Source organism: Mesorhizobium sp. Root157, from assembly GCF_001427385.1.
Classification (GTDB): domain Bacteria; phylum Pseudomonadota; class Alphaproteobacteria; order Rhizobiales; family Rhizobiaceae; genus Mesorhizobium.
The window spans coordinates 105,820-125,856 of the sequence record NZ_LMGJ01000004.1; the positions used below are offsets into that span (position 1 = coordinate 105,820).

Consider the following 20,037-nt stretch of genomic DNA (forward strand, 5'->3'; position numbering starts at 1 on the left):
TGCTGTTTCACCTTAACGATAGGGCGAGTAGCACTGGCGGCGCGGACCGTTATACGGCTGGAAGGTGTTGTCGTAGGCACGGTAGCTGCGATAACGGTCATAGCACCAACTCACATGTGCGTTTCCGCTGGCATAGGCCGGGGGCCTATCATTGGCTATCGCGCCTGAAATAATCGCGCCTGCCGCAAACGCAGCCAGCGGGAACCAGAAGTCGCCGTGACGCCGATAGCCACGGCGGTATTCGCGATAGCCGCGATGGCCGTTGTAGTAGACAGCGCCATCGCGCCGATGGACGCCGCGTCTCAGCCAGGGTTTGTAGTCGATATCTTGAACCTGGGAAGGAACAGATTGAGCTTGAGGCAAGTAAACTGGCGCTGCGGTAGCTGGCAGAAGCTCCGCCGCCATAAATGACGCCGACAGAACCGAAGCCAGCAGAGCTGTAAGAATCCTTTTCATGATCTTCTCCTAATGTAACGAGCCATGTCCCTTTGGTTGCCCAACGAAAATTCGGCAAAATTGTTCCATTCGAGAGTATCGGCATACCTGCCTGCAAAGGTCGGGATGGGTTCTTTCAGCCCATTCCGAGCGGGTATTGGGGGGCCTGAGAATCGGGACGGCCGGTCCGCCTGCCATGAAACAAGGACAGGTTGAGATCATCCCTTTTTTCCGGTTGACCGGTTGGAACTCCCTCCCTATGTTCCGCCGCAATTCGGGGGCTCATCGCGCCTCTGAAGCGCTGCGGTCGTGTCTTGGTCCGCGCGACGCAAGTCTCCTTTGGAAAGACCCGAAGGGTAGGGCGTTTTGGACCGAGGTCCGAAGTGTCTGGATGGGCCGGTAGCTCAGCGGTAGAGCACGTGACTTTTAATCATGTGGTCGAGGGTTCGATCCCCTCCCGGCTCACCATCCAGTTGGTCGTTGAATGACGGCCGAAGCGCGTGTCAATCGGTTTCTACGGATCTGGAAAAACCAGCGATACGCTACCGCCGGTGTGGCGCTCGAGACGACCGGCAAGGTCGAGTTCCAGGAGCACCATCGCGACCTGCGCCGCATGTAGGCCGGTATGTGCAATAATCTCATCGATTTCGACCGGAACTGGCCCCAGCGCTTCGATGATCAGGCCGCGCTCGTCGTCACCGTGAGGCGGGCCGATTGACAGGTCGGGCGGCTCTTCGAGCGGCAGGTCGGGCGACCTCGGCCGGGCGGAAAGAGGGGCTACCGCGCCAAGCACGTCCGCAGCTTCCGTGACAAGGGTCGCGCCGTCTTTCAGCAATCCGTTGGTCCCCCCGGCGCGCGGATCAAGCGGCGAGCCGGGCACGGCGAACACCAGCCGACCCATTTCTCCGGCCAATCTTGCGCTGATCAGCGAGCCTGAGCGTTTCGCCGCTTCGACCACGACAAGCCCGAGAGTCATCCCGGCAACGAGCCGGTTGCGCCGGGGAAAATCCTGCGCGCGTGGTTGCCAGCCGAACGGCATCTCCGAAACGACGGCGCCGCCATGCTCTGCGATCTCGCGGCAGAGGCCGGTGTTTTCCGGAGGATAGGGCATATCAAGTCCCCCGGCGAGCACGCCGATGGTTCCCGTCGCGAGGCTTCCCTGATGCGCGGCCGTGTCGATACCCCGAGCGAGGCCGGATACGACGCTGTAGCCTTCGCGGCCAATCTCGCCGGCAAGCGTCCTTGCCATCTTGATGCCGGCCAGAGAGGCATTGCGCGCCCCGACGATGGCGATTGCCGGCAGCCTGAAAACCGACGCATCGCCGACAATTGCCAGCAATGGCGGCGGATGGTCGATGACTTTGAGAAGCGGCGGATAGTCGGGTTCGCCGATGCAGACGAACCGCGCGCCAAATCGGCTCGCAGAGTCCATCTCCGCTTGCGCATCTGCGATGCTTGGAATGCGCACCGTTCGCCTGGCGCCGCCCGATGCCATCAACTCAGGCAGCATTCCAAGCGCTGCTTCTGCCGAGCCGAATCTGTTGACGAGATCGCGAAACGAGACTGGTCCGACATTGGGCGTACGGATCAGCCGAAGCCAGGCGAGCCGTTGGCGCTCGCTCAGCCTTGGCCCAGGCTGCGCCTGTGTCACCCCTTGGCCCCGATCCGACCTTCCGTGCCGGCCATGAGACGCGAGATGTTGGCGCGATGCTTGAAGAACAGGATGGCGCTCATCACCGCAAACAGGCCGGCAATTGCCGGTGTCGCGACAAACCACAGCGCGATCGGAACGATAACCGCAGCCGTTAGAGCTGCCAGCGATGAGTAGCGGAATAGGATCGCCATCACCAGCCAGACGGCGGCAAAAATCAGCGCTACCTGCCACACCAGTCCGATCAGCACGCCAAGATAGGTTGCAACACCCTTGCCGCCCTTGAACCCCAGCCAGATCGGAAACAAATGGCCGAGAAAGGCGCCGAAGCCGGCGTAAAGCCCGAACTCCGCTCCATAGTGTCCGGCGACCAGCACTGCGGCAGTGCCCTTCAACGCATCCAGCAGCAGGGTGGCGGCGGCAAGCTTCTTGTTGCCGGTGCGCAGCACGTTTGTCGCACCGATATTGCCCGAGCCGATGGAACGCACGTCGCCCAGGCCGGCGGCGCGGGTCAAAAGCAGCCCAAACGGGATCGATCCCAACAGGTAGCCGAAGACGAGCGCTGTGATGGCAAGGTAAGTCATGTTTCCCCCCCTCGACCGGTTTTGGCGACCGATCTAGGCCGAAAATACTGTGCGGCCCGCAACCATGGTTTGCAAGACCTTGCCTTGCAGGCGCGCGCCTTCGAAACAGGTATTCTTGCAGCGCGAGCGGATGTCGCTTTCGGCTACCAGCCATGGCGCATCAAGGTCCACCACTGCAAGATCAGCCGGCGCGCCGGGCCTCAGCGAACCTCCCGGCAGGCCGAACAGCCGGGCAGGGGCCGTCGACAGCGTTTCGACAAGCCTGAGCAGCGGGACTTCGTCATTGTGATGAAGCCGCAGCGCCACCGCCAACAGCGTTTCCAGCCCGATCGCCCCGGCAGCAGCATCGGCAAAAGGCAGCCGCTTGGTATCGACATCCTGCGGATCGTGCGAGGAAACGACAAGATCGACCGTGCCGTCCTTGATCGCCTCGATCATCGCCACCCGGTCTTCCTCGGCCCGCAACGGTGGGGCCAGGCGGAAGAAGGTGCGGTATTCGCCGACATCGTTTTCATTGAGCGCAAGATTGTGAATGGCGACGCCGGCAGTGACGTTTGCACCGTCGCCCTTGGCCCGACTGACGGCATCCGCCGCCATCGCGGTCGAGATTTTGGCGGCGTGATAGGAGCCGCGTGTCAGCCGCGCCAGTGCGAGGTCGCGTTCGAGCGGGATCGTCTCGGCCTCGCGCGGAATGCCTGGAAGACCCAGCCAGCTTGCGTAAAGCCCCTCGTTCATCACGCCTGCGGAGGCGAGGTTGGCATCCTGCGTTTCATGGGCAATCACCGCGCCGAAGTCGCGCGCATACGTCAATGCCCGGCGCATGACCAATGAGTTGGCGAGGCTATGACGGCCGTCGGTGAAGGCCACCGCTCCCGCCTCGCGCAGCAGGCCGAACTCGGTCATCTCGCGGCCTTCGAGGCCTTTGGTGATGGCTGCCGCAGGAAAGACATTGACGCTTGCGGTGTCCTTCGCCGTGCGCAACACGAACTCCACCAGCGCCACATTGTCGATCACCGGGTCGGTGTCCGGCATCATCACGATCGAGGTCACGCCGCCGACCGCGGCGGCAGCACTGGCCGAAGCAATGGTTTCGCGGTGTTCGCCACCCGGTTCGCCAATGAAGACGCGGCTGTCGACCAGTCCCGGAATGATGGTCTTGCCGGCGCAGTTGATGACGGTCGCACCCTCGGGCGCGCCCTGGTTCAGGGCGTCCTTGCCGGCGGCTGCGATTTTCCTGCCATAGACAACCACCGAGCCGATTTCATCGATGCCGCGCGAAGGATCGACGATGCGCGCGTGGCTGAAAACTGTCGTGGCCATCAGCCGCGCCCCTCCGGGTTGCGGCGCGGGTCGAGCAGCGCTTCCATCACCGCCATGCGCACGGCAACACCCATCTCGACCTGTTCCTGGATCACGCTTTGCGGCCCGTCGGCGATCTCCGATGCGATCTCCACGCCTCGGTTCATCGGGCCGGGGTGCATCACCAGCGCGTCGTCCTTCGCGGCCTTCAGCTTTTCGGCATCGAGGCCGAAATAGCGAAAATACTCTCGCACCGAAGGTACGAAACTGCCGGCCATGCGTTCGCGCTGCAAGCGCAGCATCATCACCACGTCGGCGTCTTTCAGGCCTTCGGCCATCGAACGCGCCACGATGACGCCCATGCGCTCGATACCGGACGGCAGCAGCGTGGATGGGGCAACGACCCGCACCTGCGCACCAAGCGCGTTGAGCAGGATGATATTGGAACGCGCCACGCGCGAATGCAGGATGTCGCCGCAGATCGCCACGATCAGTTTGTCCAGTGGCCCCTTGGCGCGGCGGATGGTCAGTGCGTCAAGCAATGCTTGCGTTGGATGCTCGTGCGTGCCGTCGCCGGCATTGACGACAGAACAGCCGACTTTCTGTGCCAGCAGCGCCGCAGCACCCGCCGACTGATGGCGGATGATGAGGATGTCGGGGCGCATGGCGTTCAGCGTCATCGCCGTATCGATCAGCGTTTCGCCCTTTTTGACCGACGAGCTTGCCACCGACATGTTCATGACGTCGGCGCCAAGCCGCTTGCCGGCCAGTTCGAACGACGACTGCGTCCGCGTCGAGGCTTCGTAGAACAGATTGATCTGCGTGCGCCCGCGTAGCGTCGAGGTCTTCTTTTCCGATTGCCGCGAAATCGCCACCGCGCGGTCAGCGCGGTCGAGCAATATCTCTATGTCTGGCGAGGAAAGGTCTCTTATGCCAAGCAAATGGCGGTGCGGATAGATTGGCAGGGAGGTGTCTGTCATCGGCTGGACCATCTCTGGCCGGTGCTATAGGGCGCACGCATCGGCCCCGCAAGCACTGCCTTTGGACAGTGCCGGTTCTCCCCGGTATTTTCGTCGCGTTCCCATGCCGCCATGGTCTATAAAGCCGCTGTTGCCGTGGATTCGACCATGGCGGGCAGATCACAAGGACAGCGCGTGACCGACGACGTGACGAACCAGCCGCCGCCGCTGACCGGCACCAATGCCTGGCGGGGCGATCCCTTGCTCATTCAATTGGCCGAACAGTTTTCCGAGCCTGTGCGCAAGGATCTTGATGGACTTGGCCGTTTCGTGCTGACGCACGAGGCGCAAGAGCTTGCGCGGCTCGCCAATGCCGAGACGCCGAAGCTTCGCACCTATGACAGGCAGGGGCGGCGGCTCGATCAGGTCGAGTATCATCCGGCTTACCATGCCTTGATGCGCCGTTCGGTAGCCAACGGTCTGCACTCCTCGATCTGGGAAAACGGCGATGCCGAAATCGGCCGGCGGCATCAGGTGCGAGCTGCCCGCTTCTTTCTGACCGCGCAGCTCGAGGCCGGCCACTTGTGCCCGATCACCATGACCAGTGCGTCGCTCGCGGCCTTGATGGCCAATGGCAAGCTGTTTCGCGAATGGGCGCCGCGCGTCACCACGCGCAAATACGACCAGGGGCAGAAGCCGCCGGTCGAGAAGACCGGGCTAACGCTCGGCATGGGCATGACCGAAAAGCAGGGCGGCACCGATGTTCGCGCCAACATCACGCGCGCCGAGCGCGCCGGGTCAACCGGCTTTTATCGGCTGAGCGGCCACAAATGGTTCATGTCGGCGCCGATGTCGGACGCCTTCCTCGTACTGGCGCAAGCCGCCGAAGGCCTGTCCTGCTTCCTCGTGCCCCGCATTCTGGGTGACGGAACCGGGAACGGCTTCCGCTTCCAGCGCCTGAAGGACAAGCTCGGCAACCGGTCGAATGCCTCCTCTGAAGTGGAATTCGACGGCGCTATTGGCGAGATGGTGGGAGAACCCGGCGCCGGCATCAAGACGATCATGGATATGGTGACGCTGACGCGGCTCGATTGCGCCGTCGCGTCGTCGGCCCTCATGCGCACGGGACTGGCGGAAGCCGTCCATCACGTCCGCCATCGACAGGTGTTCGGCGCAAAGCTGATCGACCAGCCGCTGATGCAGCGCGTTCTTGCCGATATGGCGCTCGACGTTGCCGCCGCCACCGCACTCTCGTTCCGCTTGGCTCGTTCGTTCGACGAGGCCGCCGGCGACCGCGGCGAGGCGGCTTTTGCCCGAGCAATGACGCCGGTTGTGAAATATTGGGTCTGCAAGATCGCGCCTGGCTTGCTCTATGAAGCCATGGAATGCCTGGGCGGCAACGGCTACGTCGAAGAGGCGCCCCTTGCGCGCTACTATCGCGAGGCGCCGGTCAACGCGATCTGGGAAGGCTCGGGCAATGTGATGGCGCTGGATGTGCTGCGCGTGCTCGATCGCGCTCCAGGCCTGTTCGACGAGGTCCTGTCCGGCATCGAACGCGATCTGGGTGCGAGCGCAAGGGGAACCATCGGCGTCCTGAAAGCTGCCATGCAAGTTGCGTCGACCGACGAAGGCTCGGCACGGCTGCTTACGGAGCAGTTGGCGCTTGCAGCCGCCGCCGCCGAATTGCGCAGGCTGGGGGCTGGGCGAATCGCCGATGCATTCGTGGAGACGCGTCTCGCCGGTCAGTGGCGTACGACCTATGGCATGCTTGATTCCCGCCACGATGCGCGCCTCATAGTTGACACGCTTTATCCACAAACCAACTGACCACAACTACGCAGGCGCGGGTGGGGCGGCCTGTGAATATGCGTTAACCTTAACGAATGGTTTCCATTGCAGCGTCGATCGGCAAGGATCAGTGTTAACGCTATTCGAACGGACACCGTCATGCTGACCCGGCATCATTCATCCCCGATCTCATCGTGCAAGCGTTCGGCACCCGGGGTTTGTCGACTGCCCGGGATTCGTCGAATGAACGCCAGTGGAAGCCTCCGGGAAGGGGCTTGCTGATGCGCTACATTTTCGCGCTGTGGGCTGCGCCGCTCGTCCTGTTCTGGGGATGGTTTTTCGTCTCGCTGAACGACATGAACTTCGGCTACGTCATGCTGAGCCGGCAGTTCCACGATTTCCTGTTTCAGATATACGGCCAGATTCTCGGCATCGATCCCACGATCATCCCGGGCATGGTCGCCAAGGCTTGCATCGTCGATACGTTGCTGCTGCTCGCCTTCTGGGCGTTCCGCCGCCGCAAGGCGATCATGGCCTGGATCAAGGCCAAGCGGGACGGGACCGGTTCGTCAGGGCTGGACCCGCAACTGGCGGAGCCTGTCGAGAGCGCCTTGCAGGATAAAGGCGGCGGCGGCCGAATCGATCTTGCCGGATCGCTTGTTCCGCGAAAAATCCATCTCGATCAGGGTGCGCTCGGCAGCCACGGTCGATAGGCGCTCGTCCCAGAACAGGAACGGCAGGTCGGTCAGCCGCGCCATGTTGCGCACGAAGGCCCGCGATTTTTGCRCGCGCGGCCCTTCGGTGCCGTCCATGTTGATCGGCAATCCGATCACGATTGCGCCGACGCTCTCCTTTTGCAGCAATCGGAGAAGGTCTGCGGCGTCGAGCGAGAATTTCCTGCGCATGATGACCGGGCGAGGGTGGGCGAAGGAGAACCGCTGGTCGGANCTCCTTTTGCAGCAATCGGAGAAGGTCTGCGGCGTCGAGCGAGAATTTCCTGCGCATGATGACCGGGCGAGGGTGGGCGAAGGAGAACCGCTGGTCGGAAACGGCGACACCGATCGTCTTGTCGCCAAGGTCGAGACCGGCAACGGTCTTTCCCGCTTCAAGCAGTGCGGGAAGGTCTTCGACTTCCATGACGTTCAAACCGTGCCGACCTTCCTTTGACAAAGAGCGTTTCATGGCTTGGTGGCAACCGAACTAACCTTCAGTGGCAGGCCACCACACGCTCAGCGATAGTCTCTGTTTTCCTTACAGCCGTATAGAAGATAGTGTGTGCCGGCATCCATCCCCGCTTCAGCAACGTCCGGCTGAAGTTCAAGATAGCGCTTTGCATTAAAATCAGGTGGAAGCGATTGGGGGCAGGAAGTGCTCACCATCGTGAATGTCCGGCTAGGAAGGACAATCGCGTCAGTTTGCAGAAGTGTCGGATGATCCACGCCCGAGGAAATGATGATGTGAGCATACCTGTTGAAGATGTTGAGAAACTCCAAATCTGGGATGTTTGGATAGAGCTTTCGAAAGAAATCCAATTGCGGATACAGCAGGGTGTCGTTGATGACGTTGTATCCCAGCCCACTTAACAGTACCCCCCCTCCTTCCACTGCCAAAAAGCGCTCGACTGGTTCTTTTTGCGCCTGTTCGAGGGCGCGAGTAATCGGGGAGTCGGGCGCCTCGAAAATCACGCGGGTCGATTGGACAGGGTTGAAGAGGCCAAAGGTCAGGATCGAAGTTGTGCTCGCAATCAGAAGCAGCGGAACAGGAGAGGAGAACAGCGAGCGGACTCGCTCGTGAGCGGCGAGGCTCCACCAGAAAGCGGCGGCGATTATTAGTGGAACGAAGACGACATAATCAGAACGATCGGCTCTCAGGAGCGTCAGGACACCCTCTTTGAACTGACCCGACTCTTTTGCAATCAAAGTGGAAAGCAGGCCGGAAATGATGACCAGAAAGCCAAATATGAAAAACCGGCTCAAAGTGAACTGAAATGTAATCCGCGGCGCAAGATAGATCTGTGTCAGCAGAAACGCCATTCCGAACCCATAAAGGGCCCGATATGAGGGCATTTGGTTCAGCCGGGTTATTCCAAACAATACGTCAACCCAACTAGTGGTCATCCACAAAAGAAGAAGCACTAGAAGGGACGTCATGACCGAGATGAACCAGAGATTTTCTCTAAGGGCGCGACACAAACTACCGCGCGCCGCAAAGATCACGAGCAGCAGGGGCAGCCACGAGCCTATTACGGCAATTTCAATTGGGTTAAGTCCGGCTATTGCTGAGCTATCCGCACCGCCTTCGTGCTGGCCCGTAGTTGTAAGATAAGGGAGGACGTGGCCAAGGAGTTGAATTGGGTTTAGACCCCCTCCGTTCGCCACGCGCCGGCCAGGATAAACAGTATCCTTTATGGCTGTGTAAAGATCCCAATAGTAAAAGGCGGCGCATAACGAGGCGCAGGCAACACCCAACCCAACGGCGAAAAGAAATTGCCAATCTCTAAAGCGGTGCGGCGATGTCGCCAAAACAAATGCACCCACGGCAAGGCCTCCCCCGATCAGGAACGGAGGATAGAGGAATGAAAATAATGTGACGCTCGTCGTCAGAAAAATAAGAAAAAGACGTCGAAAGAAACCAACATTTGCCAGCATGGCGACGCCGACCCATGCAATAAATGCAAAGACGCCGGCATTCATCGTCCACCATAGCTGTATGTATTGGCTAAAGAACAGCAACAGAGAGCCAGATATGGCAATCCGTCGGGATAGACCTGCAAATTTTAGTAGGTAGTAAGAGCTAGTCAGCATCGATAACATAAGCGTCAGCCAGTAGGCGGAGTATGCTTTGGCAGGAGACAAGATATGAAAAAGCCAGACTTGCGGGCGAAAGATCAAACCCCAATCTAAGGTCGGGAGCGCAAAGAACGATATAAGGCGTTCCTTGTAAGGGCTGAATTCGTTGATGCTTCCGTATTTATTCAAAACGGATTTTTGGAAATATGGAGTCAGCACAGAGTATTCATCTGAACGCCAAGCTTGGCAATGGAAGGCGATCAGGCCGTTGTTTGCTGCGCCTATGCCGTCTAGACCGCAGCCGTAAGAACTTGGGCTTAAATTGAACGAAATATAGGCGATTGAAAGGGCTGCGAGGATTGTCCATTTAATTCGAGAGTTGAAAATTCCATTTGGTATTTGAGGGCAATTATACATTACTGGAGATTACCGATTATTTATCGTTTCAACGCGATATCAGAATAATACCGCCAATGATCAGCGCCATACCAAGAATAAAATGTCGTGAGATCGGCTCATGAAATAACAACGAAGATGCGATTGGAACAAGGATGAATGCGATGGAATTGAACATAAACGCGATGGAAAGAGGAACTGTTCTCAGGGCTTGCACCCATGCGACGGTTGAGATCAGGTAAAGCGCGAGTGCGATCGTGACCAATCCAAAGGGATAGACGTTAGCTCTTAAAATGGCAACATATGCTTGAGTGGGGTCGATGTGCAGTTCTTTTGCTGCGTATTTGAAAATGATCTGGCCACATGCGATGATAACAACTGAGGTTAGGACGAAGAGGTAATTTATATTAAACATAGAAATTACCTGCATAAATCAAATTCAGATCGGGTAATGGCAAGCGAAATGGCCACCACGTCACATCTCGCTTTGGAAAGTGGTACTTAAGGATTTGATTGAGGTTGAAGATGCTGTTTATATGCTCGCGGGCCATATAATAGTCGTAAGGCAAGCCCGCTTTTTGTGCCTGCTTGCGCGGGCCGAAATTGCGACCAAAGCGCCACGCCCAACCCGGGTCGCACGGCAGGATGAGCGAGAGCACGCCACCGGGTTTCAGAACACGTACCCATTCCTCGACCGCCAAATGCGGAGACGCAACATGCTCCAGGACATGGGTGGCAATCAGGCGGTCGAAACTGTCGTTTTCGAAGGGTAAGGAAACCCCATCCAATTTCAATAGTTCAACACCCTCAGGTCGCGGCTTGTCCCTTACCGCGTCAAGGACGGACTGATCGTAATCGGACGCTATGTAGCGTCCGAATCTATGTCGGATAAAGGAGAGGTGGGCCAGAGTCCCAGCCCCCACTTCCAGGACTTGCGAAAAGGATACGTCAGGGCCAAAAGGCCGCTCGATGAGCGCATGAGTGTGTCTCAGCACATAAGCAGACAAGCCGCGGTCGTAATTGGACTTGTCGTAGCTCTCCAGCCAGCGGGCCGCCAGCGTTTCGTGGTTTGGGATAGGGCGGTAGTTCTTAGACGGGTCCGCAGCCGCGCCTGCTTTCGTATCCATCAAATGCCCTTTTTATATTCCGGGGGCTCGCTGTGTTTTGCCCCATGCCTCAAGGCACGCATAGGCCGGCGCGAAGTGGTCAGCCGCAAATGCAGCGTGGTGTGAGGTACTGACTGAATATCGTAGTTGAGAAAGGCGAGCAGCAGTTGGGCGCCGATGATGATCGGCAACGCGGCAATCATTACCGTCCCAGCAGTCGCTGGGACTTCCGCGCCCCAATGCAAGAGTCCGTAGATGACGCCGAACACCATGAGGACTGTACCCAACACCAACTCTACCGAAGCAAGGCTAAAGTTGCGAACGAAATAGTTGTAGAAGATGCGCTTGCCGAAATTCCTCATATGCGCAGCGGCAAAACGCGGGATCTCTCGCAGCGGCTTCATGCTGCTAACTTCGTCCGCGTAGTGGGCATACATCGGCACGTCAATGACCCGCGCCTTGAGGATATTGAGGCGGAACAAAAGGTCGGACTCAAAAAAATAACGTTTCGAAATTTTATCCAAGGGCAACAATTCGATCAGGCTGGCATGTATAGCGACGAAACCGTTGGTGGGGTCCAAACTATACCAGTAGCCACTCGAGATCTTGGCCAAGAAGGAAAGGCCGGCGTTTCCGATCAAGCGTCCGAGAGGCATGTCTGTCAGACCTTCCGGCTCAAAAAACCGATTACCCTTGGCGTAGTCGGCCTCGCCGGAAAGGATGATATTGGCGAAGTTCGGGATCAGTGCCGGGTCCATCTGGCCATCGCCGTCGATCTTGATGATGACATCGGCACCGTCCGCAGCCGCCTGCGTCATTCCGGCCATCGTCGCGCCGCCTACGCCAAGATTTTGCGCGTTGTAAAGAACGCGCACGCGCGGATCCTGTGTTGTTGTCTCGACGAATTGTCCACTTTTTTCTGGGCAGGCGTCATCCACGACGTAGATGGATGATACCTCCGGGCCGATATGTTTTATTATTGTGAGTATGTAGCGACGTACATTGTAGCTGGGAATAACCACGGCGATTTTGCGATGAGCCAAAATACTCGCCCCTGACCCTTTATTTGAGTTTTGAATGACACTCCCTTTGCGAACTGGCAACAAAATAGGTGGATAATGTCAATTCCATTCAACCAGCTATGAGTTCATGCACGTTTGTGAGCCGCGATAGCACAGATTCATCCAGGAACTAAGCCAATGCTACCGCCCTCAAAAGAATTAACAAGTGAAAACTTAACGGGGTCATAGCGTAGGCGGTATCTGGCACAAGTCCGGCAATCCATCGAATGCTCGAATATCAATCATGCGGCTGGAATCTGTGCAGCACAGTTCATGAGTGCTCGACACCAACACGCTCAACCTGTCTTGCCCAAAGCCGGATCGCTGCCATGTGCTTGCGACGCGGGACATTCAAATATGCGTTGGGCCGATATCACGGTTCACCTCGCGAACGCGCAGATCCAACGCTAGGCAAGCAGACGGGATCCATCTCGATTTCGCTGTCGCGATATATTGCGAAAACCTAATCGGGGGGAGGCGCGATGACAGCACTAGACTAATCACTTTCCCGAAAGAGACTTTGGCAAAAATGCGCTGATAGCCGCTATCTCTTGTGAGCCGGATATCTGGCTCCGAGCGATCTGGCCGTTCGCCGGTCTCGCCGTGTGGTGCAGCAGGTACACTGTCCTACTTGTGAAACTTTCCAAGAGCGTCATCTGGATGGCGATGCGAACCGAAATGGCTGAACCGCCAGGTCAATGTGCGTCTCTGGACCAAGCAACGGCAAGGAATGCGGAAAGCATAGCTGCCGATGCGGCCATCGCTATGACGAGAAGGGCGTGCATATAACCAAAACTCGCGCCTGCACTCAGAAAAATCGCGAGCAACAATAAAACCTTGATGATGACTATCATGCTTGAGGAGAGTGAGGCCATTGGATTCATCTTTCAAAAAAAGCTGGGTTTCCAACGGAATATATATGCCTGCGGCTAAGTCTTGCGTTGTGGCATAGAGCCGCTACGGTAACTGGCCTGCCGCTGAGATTTCACCCGGCGAAGATTACGGCTCCGCCCGATTCTGTTAAGTCTTGAGGTGATAGTTGAGCGACCGGAGATCCGCTTGCGGTGAGGCATTAGAGAAAGCCGCGGGGGGCCGATGCCCGCGCAAGGAATGTGGTCTTGCTGTGCTGTAGTTTTCCACCCATCAAGGGGATGGTGCCGGCGGAGAGGATCGAACTCCCGACCTTCGGTTTACAAAACCGCTGCACTACCGCTGTGCTACGCCGGCCCTGGCGGACACCGATTTCGGTGCCAATTCGGTACTTGATCGGACGCGCTGACGTTAAGCGCATGATCCGTCTCATTCTTTGACGTTGGCCCTCCAATGACAAAACCACTGTCACCAGATGAATTGCACGGGCTCGGCGCTCCGGTTAGCATATTTGCCGCGCCAGTAAAGACAAATGTCCCAGCGAGGCCGTGTCAACCTCAGCGCAGCTTAAAATTCCGCGTTGGCGCGCTACATCCTGTCTTGGCGATGTAAGCCTTGGGACGGAGGGAACTCGATGATGAGATTTGTCGTGATTGCCTTGATCGTTCTGGCAGTCTGGTTGGCTCTGCTCAATGCCGTGCGCCTATTGAGAGGCAAAAACATCGACTGGACGGGCATCGCCACGATGGTCGGGTTCGTTGCGCTCGCCTTCTATCTGCGCCATGTGACCGGCATGGGATGACAGCCCAAATGGCGTTTTGCCATAGGAGAGTTGGCGGCGTGCCACACAGGCATCAGGCCTTGCCGCCGATCATGGCGGTGATTGCCGCCGCGGCATCGCGCACCGCCGGACCGATCTCAAAGAGCCGTTCCGGCGTTACCCGCACCGTTGGGCCTGAAACGGAAACGCCGCCAACCGGTTCGCCAAATTCGTTGAAGATGGCTGCTGCCACGCAGCGCATGCCAAGATTGCGCTCCTCGTCGTCAACCGACCAGCCGCGCGTCTTGATCTCGGCGAGATTGCGGGTGAGGTCCGGCAACGTCGACAGCGTCTTTTCGGTAAAAGCCTCCAATCCTGCCTTCTTGATGATCGCCGTGACACGCTCTTCGTCCAGATGCGCCAGCACGGCCTTGCCGATGCCCGAGGCGTGAAAGGCCGTGCGCGTGCCCGGCCTGAAGAAGGCCCGGATCGCCTGATGCGTTTCGACCTGGCTGACGAACACCACGCAGTCGTCTTCGGCCACGCCCAGATTGGCCGTTTCGCCGGTCTTTTCCATCAGGTCCTGCATGACGATGCGGGCGCGGTCGACCAGCTTGCGGCTGCGCAGGAACGCCGAACCCATGCGGTAGGTTTCGACACCGATCGACCAAAGCTGCTCGGTCTTGTCGAACTCGACCATGCCGTGGTTCTCAAGCGTCGTCAGCATCCGATAGGCAGTGGATGCGGCTATGCTGGAACTGTCTGCGATCTCGCTCAGCGACAGGCCACTGCCTTCCGCAACGATCGCCAGGATGCGCAGCGCGCGGTCGAGCGCCTGGACCGATCCCGTTTCGGCAGAGTTGTTGAAGGCGCGGGGCCTTCCGCGCTGGCGCTTTTCGACGGTACTCATTGTTCCTTGTTCATCAAATTGCGCAATCACGCAATGAAAAAATATTTTAACAAATTACCAAGCCGATAAATTGAAAAACCTGAAAGTGATTAAATTCAATATGTTGGGTATTTTTCTTTAAAATGGAAAAATATTTTGAAAAAATTGAAAAATAGCGCGGCGAATGGCAGATTGGGGGCATCAACGATCTCCGATGGAGGATATTGCCATGGCCAGGATGCGCGCTGTCGACGCTGCTGTTCTCGTTCTCGAAAAAGAGGGCGTCTCATGTGCCTTCGGCGTGCCGGGAGCCGCCATCAATCCGTTCTATGCCGCACTGAAGGCAAGGGGCACGGTTCGCCATGTGCTGGCGCGCCACGTCGAGGCAGCTTCGCATATGGCCGAAGGTTATACGCGCGCCAAGGTCGGCAATATCGGCCTGTGCATCGGCACCTCCGGGCCGGCCGGTACCGATATGATCACTGGGCTCTATTCAGCCTCGGCAGACTCCATTCCGATCCTGTGCATCACCGGGCAGGCGCCTCGCGCGCGGCTCAACAAGGAAGATTTTCAGGCGGTCGACATTGCAGCTATCGCCGCCCCTGTCACCAAATGGGCGGTGACCGTCATGGAGCCGTATCTGGTTCCGATGACGCTGCAAAAAGCCTTCCATCTGATGCGCTCCTCCAGGCCTGGCCCTGTGTTGGTCGACCTTCCGGTCGATGTCCAACTGGCCGAGATCGACTTCGATATCGATGCCTACGAGCCGTTGCCGGTCTTCAAGCCGGCTATGACACGCATCCAAGCTGAGAAGGCGCTGGCGATGTTGAATGGCGCGGAAAAGCCGCTGATCGTCGCCGGTGGCGGCATCATCAATGCCGATGCGTCCGACCTGCTGATTGAATTTGCCGAGATCATCGGCGTCCCGGTCGTCCCGACGCTGATGGGATGGGGCACCATCCCCGACGATCACCGGCTGATGGCTGGCATGTGCGGGCTTCAAACCTCGCATCGTTATGGCAACGCGACGATGCTGGCGGCGGATTTCGTGTTCGGCATCGGCAACCGCTGGGCCAACCGGCACACCGGTTCCGTCGAAACCTACACAAGGGGCAGGAAATTCATCCATGTCGACATAGAGCCGACGCAGATCGGTCGCGTCTTCGCTCCCGACCTTGGCATCGTTTCGGATGCCGGGGCCGCGCTGAAGATGTTGCTCGACGTCGCCACTGAGTGGAAGACGGCAGGCAAGCTGCGTGATTGGTCGGGCTGGGCGAAGGAATGCCAGCAGCGCAAGAAGACCATGAAGCGCAAGACCCATTTCGACCAGGTCCCGCTGAAGCCGCAGCGTATCTACGAGGAGATGAACAACGCATTCGGGCGCGACACCACCTATGTCACGACCATCGGCCTCAGCCAGATCGCCGGCGCGCAGTTCCTGCACGTCTACAAGCCGCGCAACTGGATCAATTGCGGGCAGGCCGGGCCTCTGGGCTGGACGCTGCCGGCGGCGCTGGGTGTTCGCGCAGCCCGACCTGACGCCAATATCGTGGCCTTGTCTGGCGACTACGACTTCCAGTTCATGATCGAGGAACTGGCAGCCGGCGCGCAGCACAAGCTGCCTTACATCCATGTCGTCGTGAACAATGCCTATCTCGGCCTGATCCGTCAGGCGCAGCGTGGCTTTTCAATGGACTACGAAGTCAGTCTCGCTTTCGAGAACGTCAACACGGTCGGCCATGCCGAAGTCGGCTACGGTGTCGATCATGTCGCGGTTGCCGAGGCGATGGGCTGCAAGGCGGTGCGTGTGCGCCGGCCGGAGGAGTTCGCCAATGCCTTTGCGGAAGCCAAGCGCCTCATGAAGGAATATCAGGTTCCGGTCGTCCTCGAATTCATTCTCGAACGCGTCACCAACATCTCGATGGGTACCGAGATCGACAACGTCACCGAATTCGAGGAACTTGCCGAAAAGAACGAGGATGCTCCGACCGCGATCGTTCTGCTCGATTGAATCAGTTTGTAAGGAATTGCTGCCATGCCACGGTTTTCAGCCAATCTTTCCATGCTCTTCGGCGAGCATGATTTCCTCGACCGTTTCGATGCGGCTGCCCGCGCCGGCTTCAAAGGTGTCGAATATCTGGGGCCCTACGACCATGCAGCGGAAGTGGTGGCGGCCCGCCTCAAGAAGAACGGCCTGAGCCAGGTGCTGTTCAATGTTCCCTCTGGCGACTGGGCCAAGGGCGAGCGCGGCATTGCTATCCTGCCAGACCGGGTCGAGGAGTTCCGAGCCGGCGTCGACAAGGCCATTGCCTATGCCAAGGCGCTGGATTGTCCCCAGGTCAATTGCCTTGCCGGTATCGCGCCGGCCGGCGTTTCCCGCGAGGAGCTTGAGAAGGTTTTCATCGGCAATCTCAGATTCGCTGCGGACAAACTTGGCCAGGCAGGCATCCGGCTTTTGATCGAGCCGATCAACACGCGCGACATTCCGGGCTTCTTCCTGACAAACACGGCGCAGGCGCTCGATCTGTTCGAAAAGGTCGGCTCGCAGAACCTCCATTTGCAATACGATATCTATCACATGCAGATCATGGAGGGGGATCTCGCCCGTACGATGGAGGCGAACCTTGGCCGCATCGCGCATATTCAGCTTGCGGACAATCCCGGCCGTCACGAACCGGGTACGGGCGAGATCAACTATCCGTTTCTGTACGAGGTGATCGACCGCCTCGGCTATTCGGGCTGGATCGGCGCTGAATACAAGCCGAATGCCGGCACCGAAGCCGGGCTTGGCTGGTTCAAGCCATTTGCCGGCAAGGGCAGCGTCGCGGCCTGATTCAAAAAGATTTTCGGAGAAGAATAATGGAAAAGATCGGCTTCATCGGCCTTGGCATCATGGGCGCGCCGATGGCGGGGCACCTTTTGGATGCGGGCTACACGGTCGTCACCAGCGACCACAGGTCCAAGCCATCGGCAGACCTCGTCGCCAAGGGCTTGCAGGCAGTCACTGGCAACAGCGCGGTTGCCAAGGCAACCGACATCATCATCATGATGGTTCCCGACACCCCGCAGGTGGACGACGTGCTGTTCGGCGAAAGCGGTGTCGCCTCGGGCTTGTCCAAAGGCAAGCTCGTCATCGACATGAGTTCGATCTCGCCGATCGCCACCAAGGAGTTCGCCAAGAAGATCAACGGACTTGGCTGCGACTATCTCGACGCTCCGGTTTCCGGCGGCGAGGTAGGCGCCAAGGCGGCGTCATTGACCATTATGGTCGGTGGCGAGGAAAAGCCGTTTGAGCGGGCGAAGCCGATCTTCGAGAAGATGGGTAAGAACATCACACTGGTTGGGCCCAACAGCGTCGGCCAGACCACCAAGGTCGCCAACCAGATCGTCGTGGCGCTGACCATCGAGGCGGTTGCCGAGGCGCTGGTCTTCGCGTCCAAGGCCGGTGCCGATCCGGCCAAGGTCAGGCAGGCGCTGATGGGCGGCTTGGCGTCGTCGCGCATCCTGGAGGTTCACGGCGAGCGCATGATCAAGCGCACTTTTGCCCCGGGATTCCGCATCGAACTGCACCAGAAAGATCTCAATCTGGCATTGGAAGGCGCCAGGTCGCTGGGCGTTTCGCTTCCCAACACTTCCACCACGCAGCAGCTATTCAATTCCTGTGCCGCCAATGGCGGGGCGAAAGACGATCATTCAGGTCTGGTCAAGGCGCTGGAGCGAATGGCCGGACACGACGTGGCTTAGGCCAAGGGAAATAGGCGGCCAGGCAGCGGGAACTAGACCCCTCTATTGGCCTGCTGCCCTATTTTTGAAGAAACTTCGTCGCCGCATAAAGGCTGATCGCCGCTGCGTTCGATACGTTGAGCGAGCGGATCACACCCGGCATGTCGAGACGCGCCAGCGAGTGGACGGTTTCGCGCGTCTTCTGGCGCAACCCCTTGCCTTCGGCACCCAGCACCAGGGCGATCTTGTCGCCCGAGAATGTCTTTTCGAGTTCAGCCGGCCCCTCTGAATCGAGGCCGATGGTTTCAAAGCCGGCATCGTGAAGCTGGCCAAGCGCATCGGCGAGGTTCCGCACCTCGATCTGGTCGATAAGCTCGAGCGCCCCGGATGCGGACTTCGCCAGCACACCGGATTCGGTCGGGCTGTGACGGGCGGTGGTGATCAGTGCGCCACAGCCGAAGGCAACCGCTGAGCGCAGGATGGCACCGACATTGTGAGGGTCGGTGATCTGGTCGAGCACCAGCACGAGTTTTGTGTCGCCGAGAGCGTCGAGCCGTTTGGGTTTCAGCGGCTCCGCCTCGATGAGTGCACCCTGGTGCACGGCGTCCGAACCGGTGATCTTGTCGATGTCGCGCGGCTCGGCAAGTTCCGCCTTGAAGGGCAGGGCGTCGAGATTGCCGATGCCAAGCCGTTCGGCGGCATTGCGCGTCACCAGCATCCCATGAATCTTGCGGCGTGGATTGTCGATTGCTGCACGCACGGTGTGCAGTCCGTACAGGCGCACCAGCCCGCCTTCGGCATGTTCGCCGGGCGGCACCTTGTCGCGCGGACGAAAAGCTGGAGGGCCGCCAGCCTTCTCGTCGCGGTGGGCGCGCCGCAGTTTGGCATAGTGCGAATCTTTTGGAGTTCCGGGGGGCGTGCCGGGCTTTTTGGTGTCGGTCATGACGGTTCTATAGCGATGTCGCTTTGCTTTGCATATGGCGGGCGTCGATGCCACGAGAACTGCGACGAAAAAGGCCTGCTTCGCGGTTGACACTCCAGAACCTTGCGGCCATAAGGCGCTTCGCGGATTACGGGGGCGGGAGCGTTTCCGGGATCGGCGAAATGCCTCGCAGCAAGGCTCCGTCGGCAGATTGGAGGAGTGCCCGAGTGGTTAAAGGGGACGGACTGTAAATCCGTTAGCTCAGCTTACGTTGGTTCGAATCCAACCTCCTCCACCACTGCCGGACCGGAGACGAGCGGCGCGGGTGTAGCTCAATGGTAGAGCAGCAGCCTTCCAAGCTGAATACGAGGGTTCGATTCCCTTCACCCGCTCCAGTCCCAGCTTTCTACACCCTGCAACAGTGGCGCGGCACGCCTTCGTATTCGGCGAAGCGGATCAGGGCACTTAAATTTTGACCGGCCTGCTCCTATATCTGCGAGAACCCCACAGTCGGATGCGCAAGGGCGGTGCCAGTACGGCGGTTCTGGCAAAAACGCTTGTGTTTTTTGGCGGCAGTCGCTAATCGCCCCGCATCCGATTGAACCAAGCTCCACGCGCCCAAGGAAAGAGACGATGGCAAAAGGTAAATTCGAGCGCACGAAGCCTCATGTGAACATTGGCACGATTGGTCACGTTGACCATGGCAAGACGTCGCTGACGGCGGCGATCACGAAGTATTTTGGCGACTTCAAGGCGTATGACCAGATTGATGCGGCGCCTGAAGAGAAGGCGCGCGGCATCACGA

General features: G+C 58.7%; 19 protein-coding genes, 4 tRNA genes and 3 pseudogenes. 10 read left to right on the forward strand and 16 right to left on the reverse strand.

Going from position 1 to position 20,037, the window contains the following annotated elements; translation table 11 throughout:
- Positions 1–12: 12 nt before the first annotated feature.
- Positions 13–456 (reverse strand): BA14K family protein, encoded by a 444-nt coding sequence (locus tag ASD64_RS05395; RefSeq protein WP_056101879.1) that lies wholly within the window; start codon positions 454–456, stop codon positions 13–15.
- A gap of 372 nt (positions 457–828) precedes the next feature.
- Between ASD64_RS05395 and ASD64_RS05400 the strand changes: the two genes are divergently transcribed.
- Positions 829–903, forward strand: a tRNA-Lys gene (locus ASD64_RS05400).
- Positions 904–949: 46 nt separating this feature from the next.
- Here ASD64_RS05400 and dprA read toward each other — a convergent pair.
- From dprA to ASD64_RS05420, 4 genes are read right to left on the reverse strand one after another with little or no spacing between them, the layout of a single operon-like run.
- The gene (dprA, locus tag ASD64_RS05405; RefSeq protein WP_056101882.1) at positions 950–2,086 is read right to left on the reverse strand and encodes a DNA-processing protein DprA; all 1,137 of its coding nucleotides are present in this window, start codon (positions 2,084–2,086) and stop codon (positions 950–952) included.
- Complete coding sequence (gene plsY / locus ASD64_RS05410) at positions 2,083–2,670, reverse strand: glycerol-3-phosphate 1-O-acyltransferase PlsY (RefSeq protein ID WP_056101885.1); 588 nt, start codon at positions 2,668–2,670, stop codon at positions 2,083–2,085. Before plsY ends, dprA begins: the two co-directional genes overlap by 4 nt.
- A 33-nt stretch (positions 2,671–2,703) precedes the next feature.
- Positions 2,704–3,990 (reverse strand): dihydroorotase, encoded by a 1,287-nt coding sequence (locus tag ASD64_RS05415; RefSeq protein WP_056101888.1) that lies wholly within the window; start codon positions 3,988–3,990, stop codon positions 2,704–2,706.
- Positions 3,990–4,949: an aspartate carbamoyltransferase catalytic subunit gene (locus tag ASD64_RS05420; RefSeq protein WP_056101953.1), complete on the reverse strand. Its 960-nt coding sequence runs from the start codon at positions 4,947–4,949 to the stop codon at positions 3,990–3,992. Before ASD64_RS05420 ends, ASD64_RS05415 begins: the two co-directional genes overlap by 1 nt.
- A gap of 147 nt (positions 4,950–5,096) precedes the next feature.
- On the opposite strand from ASD64_RS05420, the gene ASD64_RS05425 reads away from it, so the two are divergent.
- Positions 5,097–6,755: a DNA alkylation response protein gene (locus ASD64_RS05425; RefSeq protein ID WP_200957800.1), complete on the forward strand. Its 1,659-nt coding sequence runs from the start codon at positions 5,097–5,099 to the stop codon at positions 6,753–6,755.
- Between the two features lie 242 nt (positions 6,756–6,997).
- Positions 6,998–7,216 (forward strand): annotated as a pseudogene (locus ASD64_RS05430) (DUF6105 family protein); the annotation flags it as partial.
- Positions 7,217–7,285: 69 nt separating this feature from the next.
- On the opposite strand, the gene ruvX reads toward ASD64_RS05430, so the two are convergent.
- From ruvX to ASD64_RS05465, 9 genes and pseudogenes are all read right to left on the reverse strand, one after another.
- Positions 7,286–7,663, reverse strand: a 378-nt coding sequence (gene ruvX, locus ASD64_RS20460; protein WP_244480716.1) for a Holliday junction resolvase RuvX, incomplete at its 5' end; no start/stop codon positions are given.
- 1 nt (position 7,664) lies between these two features.
- A pseudogene (locus ASD64_RS21955) lies at positions 7,665–7,751 on the reverse strand (Holliday junction resolvase RuvX); the annotation flags it as partial.
- Positions 7,751–7,862: pseudogene (locus ASD64_RS21960) on the reverse strand (Holliday junction resolvase RuvX); the annotation flags it as partial. The pseudogenes ASD64_RS21960 and ASD64_RS21955, both read right to left, overlap by 1 nt.
- Before the next feature lie 83 nt (positions 7,863–7,945).
- A complete protein-coding gene (locus ASD64_RS05440; protein WP_156460022.1) occupies positions 7,946–9,922 on the reverse strand; it encodes a hypothetical protein in 1,977 nt (658 codons plus the stop codon).
- 28 nt (positions 9,923–9,950) lie between these two features.
- Positions 9,951–10,331, reverse strand: a complete 381-nt coding sequence (locus ASD64_RS05445) for an EamA family transporter (RefSeq protein WP_156460023.1) — start codon at positions 10,329–10,331, stop codon at positions 9,951–9,953.
- Positions 10,309–11,028, reverse strand: a complete 720-nt coding sequence (locus tag ASD64_RS05450) for a class I SAM-dependent methyltransferase (RefSeq protein ID WP_082549862.1) — start codon at positions 11,026–11,028, stop codon at positions 10,309–10,311. The genes ASD64_RS05445 and ASD64_RS05450 overlap by 23 nt, the downstream gene beginning before the upstream one ends.
- Positions 11,028–12,050 (reverse strand): glycosyltransferase family 2 protein, encoded by a 1,023-nt coding sequence (locus ASD64_RS05455; protein ID WP_082549863.1) that lies wholly within the window; start codon positions 12,048–12,050, stop codon positions 11,028–11,030. The genes ASD64_RS05450 and ASD64_RS05455 overlap by 1 nt, the downstream gene beginning before the upstream one ends.
- 713 nt (positions 12,051–12,763) lie before the next feature.
- Complete coding sequence (locus ASD64_RS05460; protein ID WP_056101898.1) at positions 12,764–12,943, reverse strand: hypothetical protein; 180 nt, start codon at positions 12,941–12,943, stop codon at positions 12,764–12,766.
- A gap of 277 nt (positions 12,944–13,220) precedes the next feature.
- Positions 13,221–13,295, reverse strand: a tRNA-Thr gene (locus ASD64_RS05465).
- A gap of 277 nt (positions 13,296–13,572) precedes the next feature.
- On the opposite strand from ASD64_RS05465, the gene ASD64_RS21355 reads away from it, so the two are divergent.
- Positions 13,573–13,740, forward strand: coding sequence for a hypothetical protein (locus ASD64_RS21355; RefSeq protein ID WP_200957801.1), 168 nt, complete (start codon positions 13,573–13,575; stop codon positions 13,738–13,740).
- Positions 13,741–13,792: 52 nt separating this feature from the next.
- On the opposite strand, the gene bhcR is transcribed toward ASD64_RS21355, so the two are convergent.
- Positions 13,793–14,608, reverse strand: coding sequence for an HTH-type transcriptional regulator BhcR (gene bhcR, locus ASD64_RS05470; RefSeq protein ID WP_056101901.1), 816 nt, complete (start codon positions 14,606–14,608; stop codon positions 13,793–13,795).
- A 208-nt stretch (positions 14,609–14,816) separates the two neighbouring features.
- Here bhcR and gcl point away from each other — a divergent pair, with 208 nt between their 5' ends.
- From gcl to ASD64_RS05485, 3 genes are read left to right on the forward strand one after another with little or no spacing between them, the layout of a single operon-like run.
- The gene (gene gcl, locus ASD64_RS05475; protein WP_056101965.1) at positions 14,817–16,598 is read left to right on the forward strand and encodes a glyoxylate carboligase; all 1,782 of its coding nucleotides are present in this window, start codon (positions 14,817–14,819) and stop codon (positions 16,596–16,598) included.
- Positions 16,599–16,622: 24 nt separating this feature from the next.
- Positions 16,623–17,420, forward strand: coding sequence for a hydroxypyruvate isomerase (hyi, locus tag ASD64_RS05480; RefSeq protein ID WP_056101902.1), 798 nt, complete (start codon positions 16,623–16,625; stop codon positions 17,418–17,420).
- Between the two features lie 26 nt (positions 17,421–17,446).
- Positions 17,447–18,331, forward strand: a complete 885-nt coding sequence (locus tag ASD64_RS05485) for a 2-hydroxy-3-oxopropionate reductase (RefSeq protein WP_056101905.1) — start codon at positions 17,447–17,449, stop codon at positions 18,329–18,331.
- A 58-nt stretch (positions 18,332–18,389) separates the two neighbouring features.
- Here the strand turns inward: ASD64_RS05485 and ASD64_RS05490 are convergent, their stop codons facing one another.
- Positions 18,390–19,253: a TrmH family RNA methyltransferase gene (locus ASD64_RS05490; RefSeq protein ID WP_056101907.1), complete on the reverse strand. Its 864-nt coding sequence runs from the start codon at positions 19,251–19,253 to the stop codon at positions 18,390–18,392.
- Between the two features lie 192 nt (positions 19,254–19,445).
- Here ASD64_RS05490 and ASD64_RS05495 point away from each other — a divergent pair.
- The 3 genes from ASD64_RS05495 to ASD64_RS20465 all read left to right on the forward strand — a co-directional run.
- Positions 19,446–19,530, forward strand: a tRNA-Tyr gene (locus ASD64_RS05495).
- A 23-nt stretch (positions 19,531–19,553) separates the two neighbouring features.
- Positions 19,554–19,627 (forward strand) — tRNA-Gly (locus ASD64_RS05500).
- Between the two features lie 238 nt (positions 19,628–19,865).
- Positions 19,866–20,037 (forward strand): GTP-binding protein (locus ASD64_RS20465; RefSeq protein WP_244480718.1); only part of this gene is annotated, 172 nt, incomplete at its 3' end.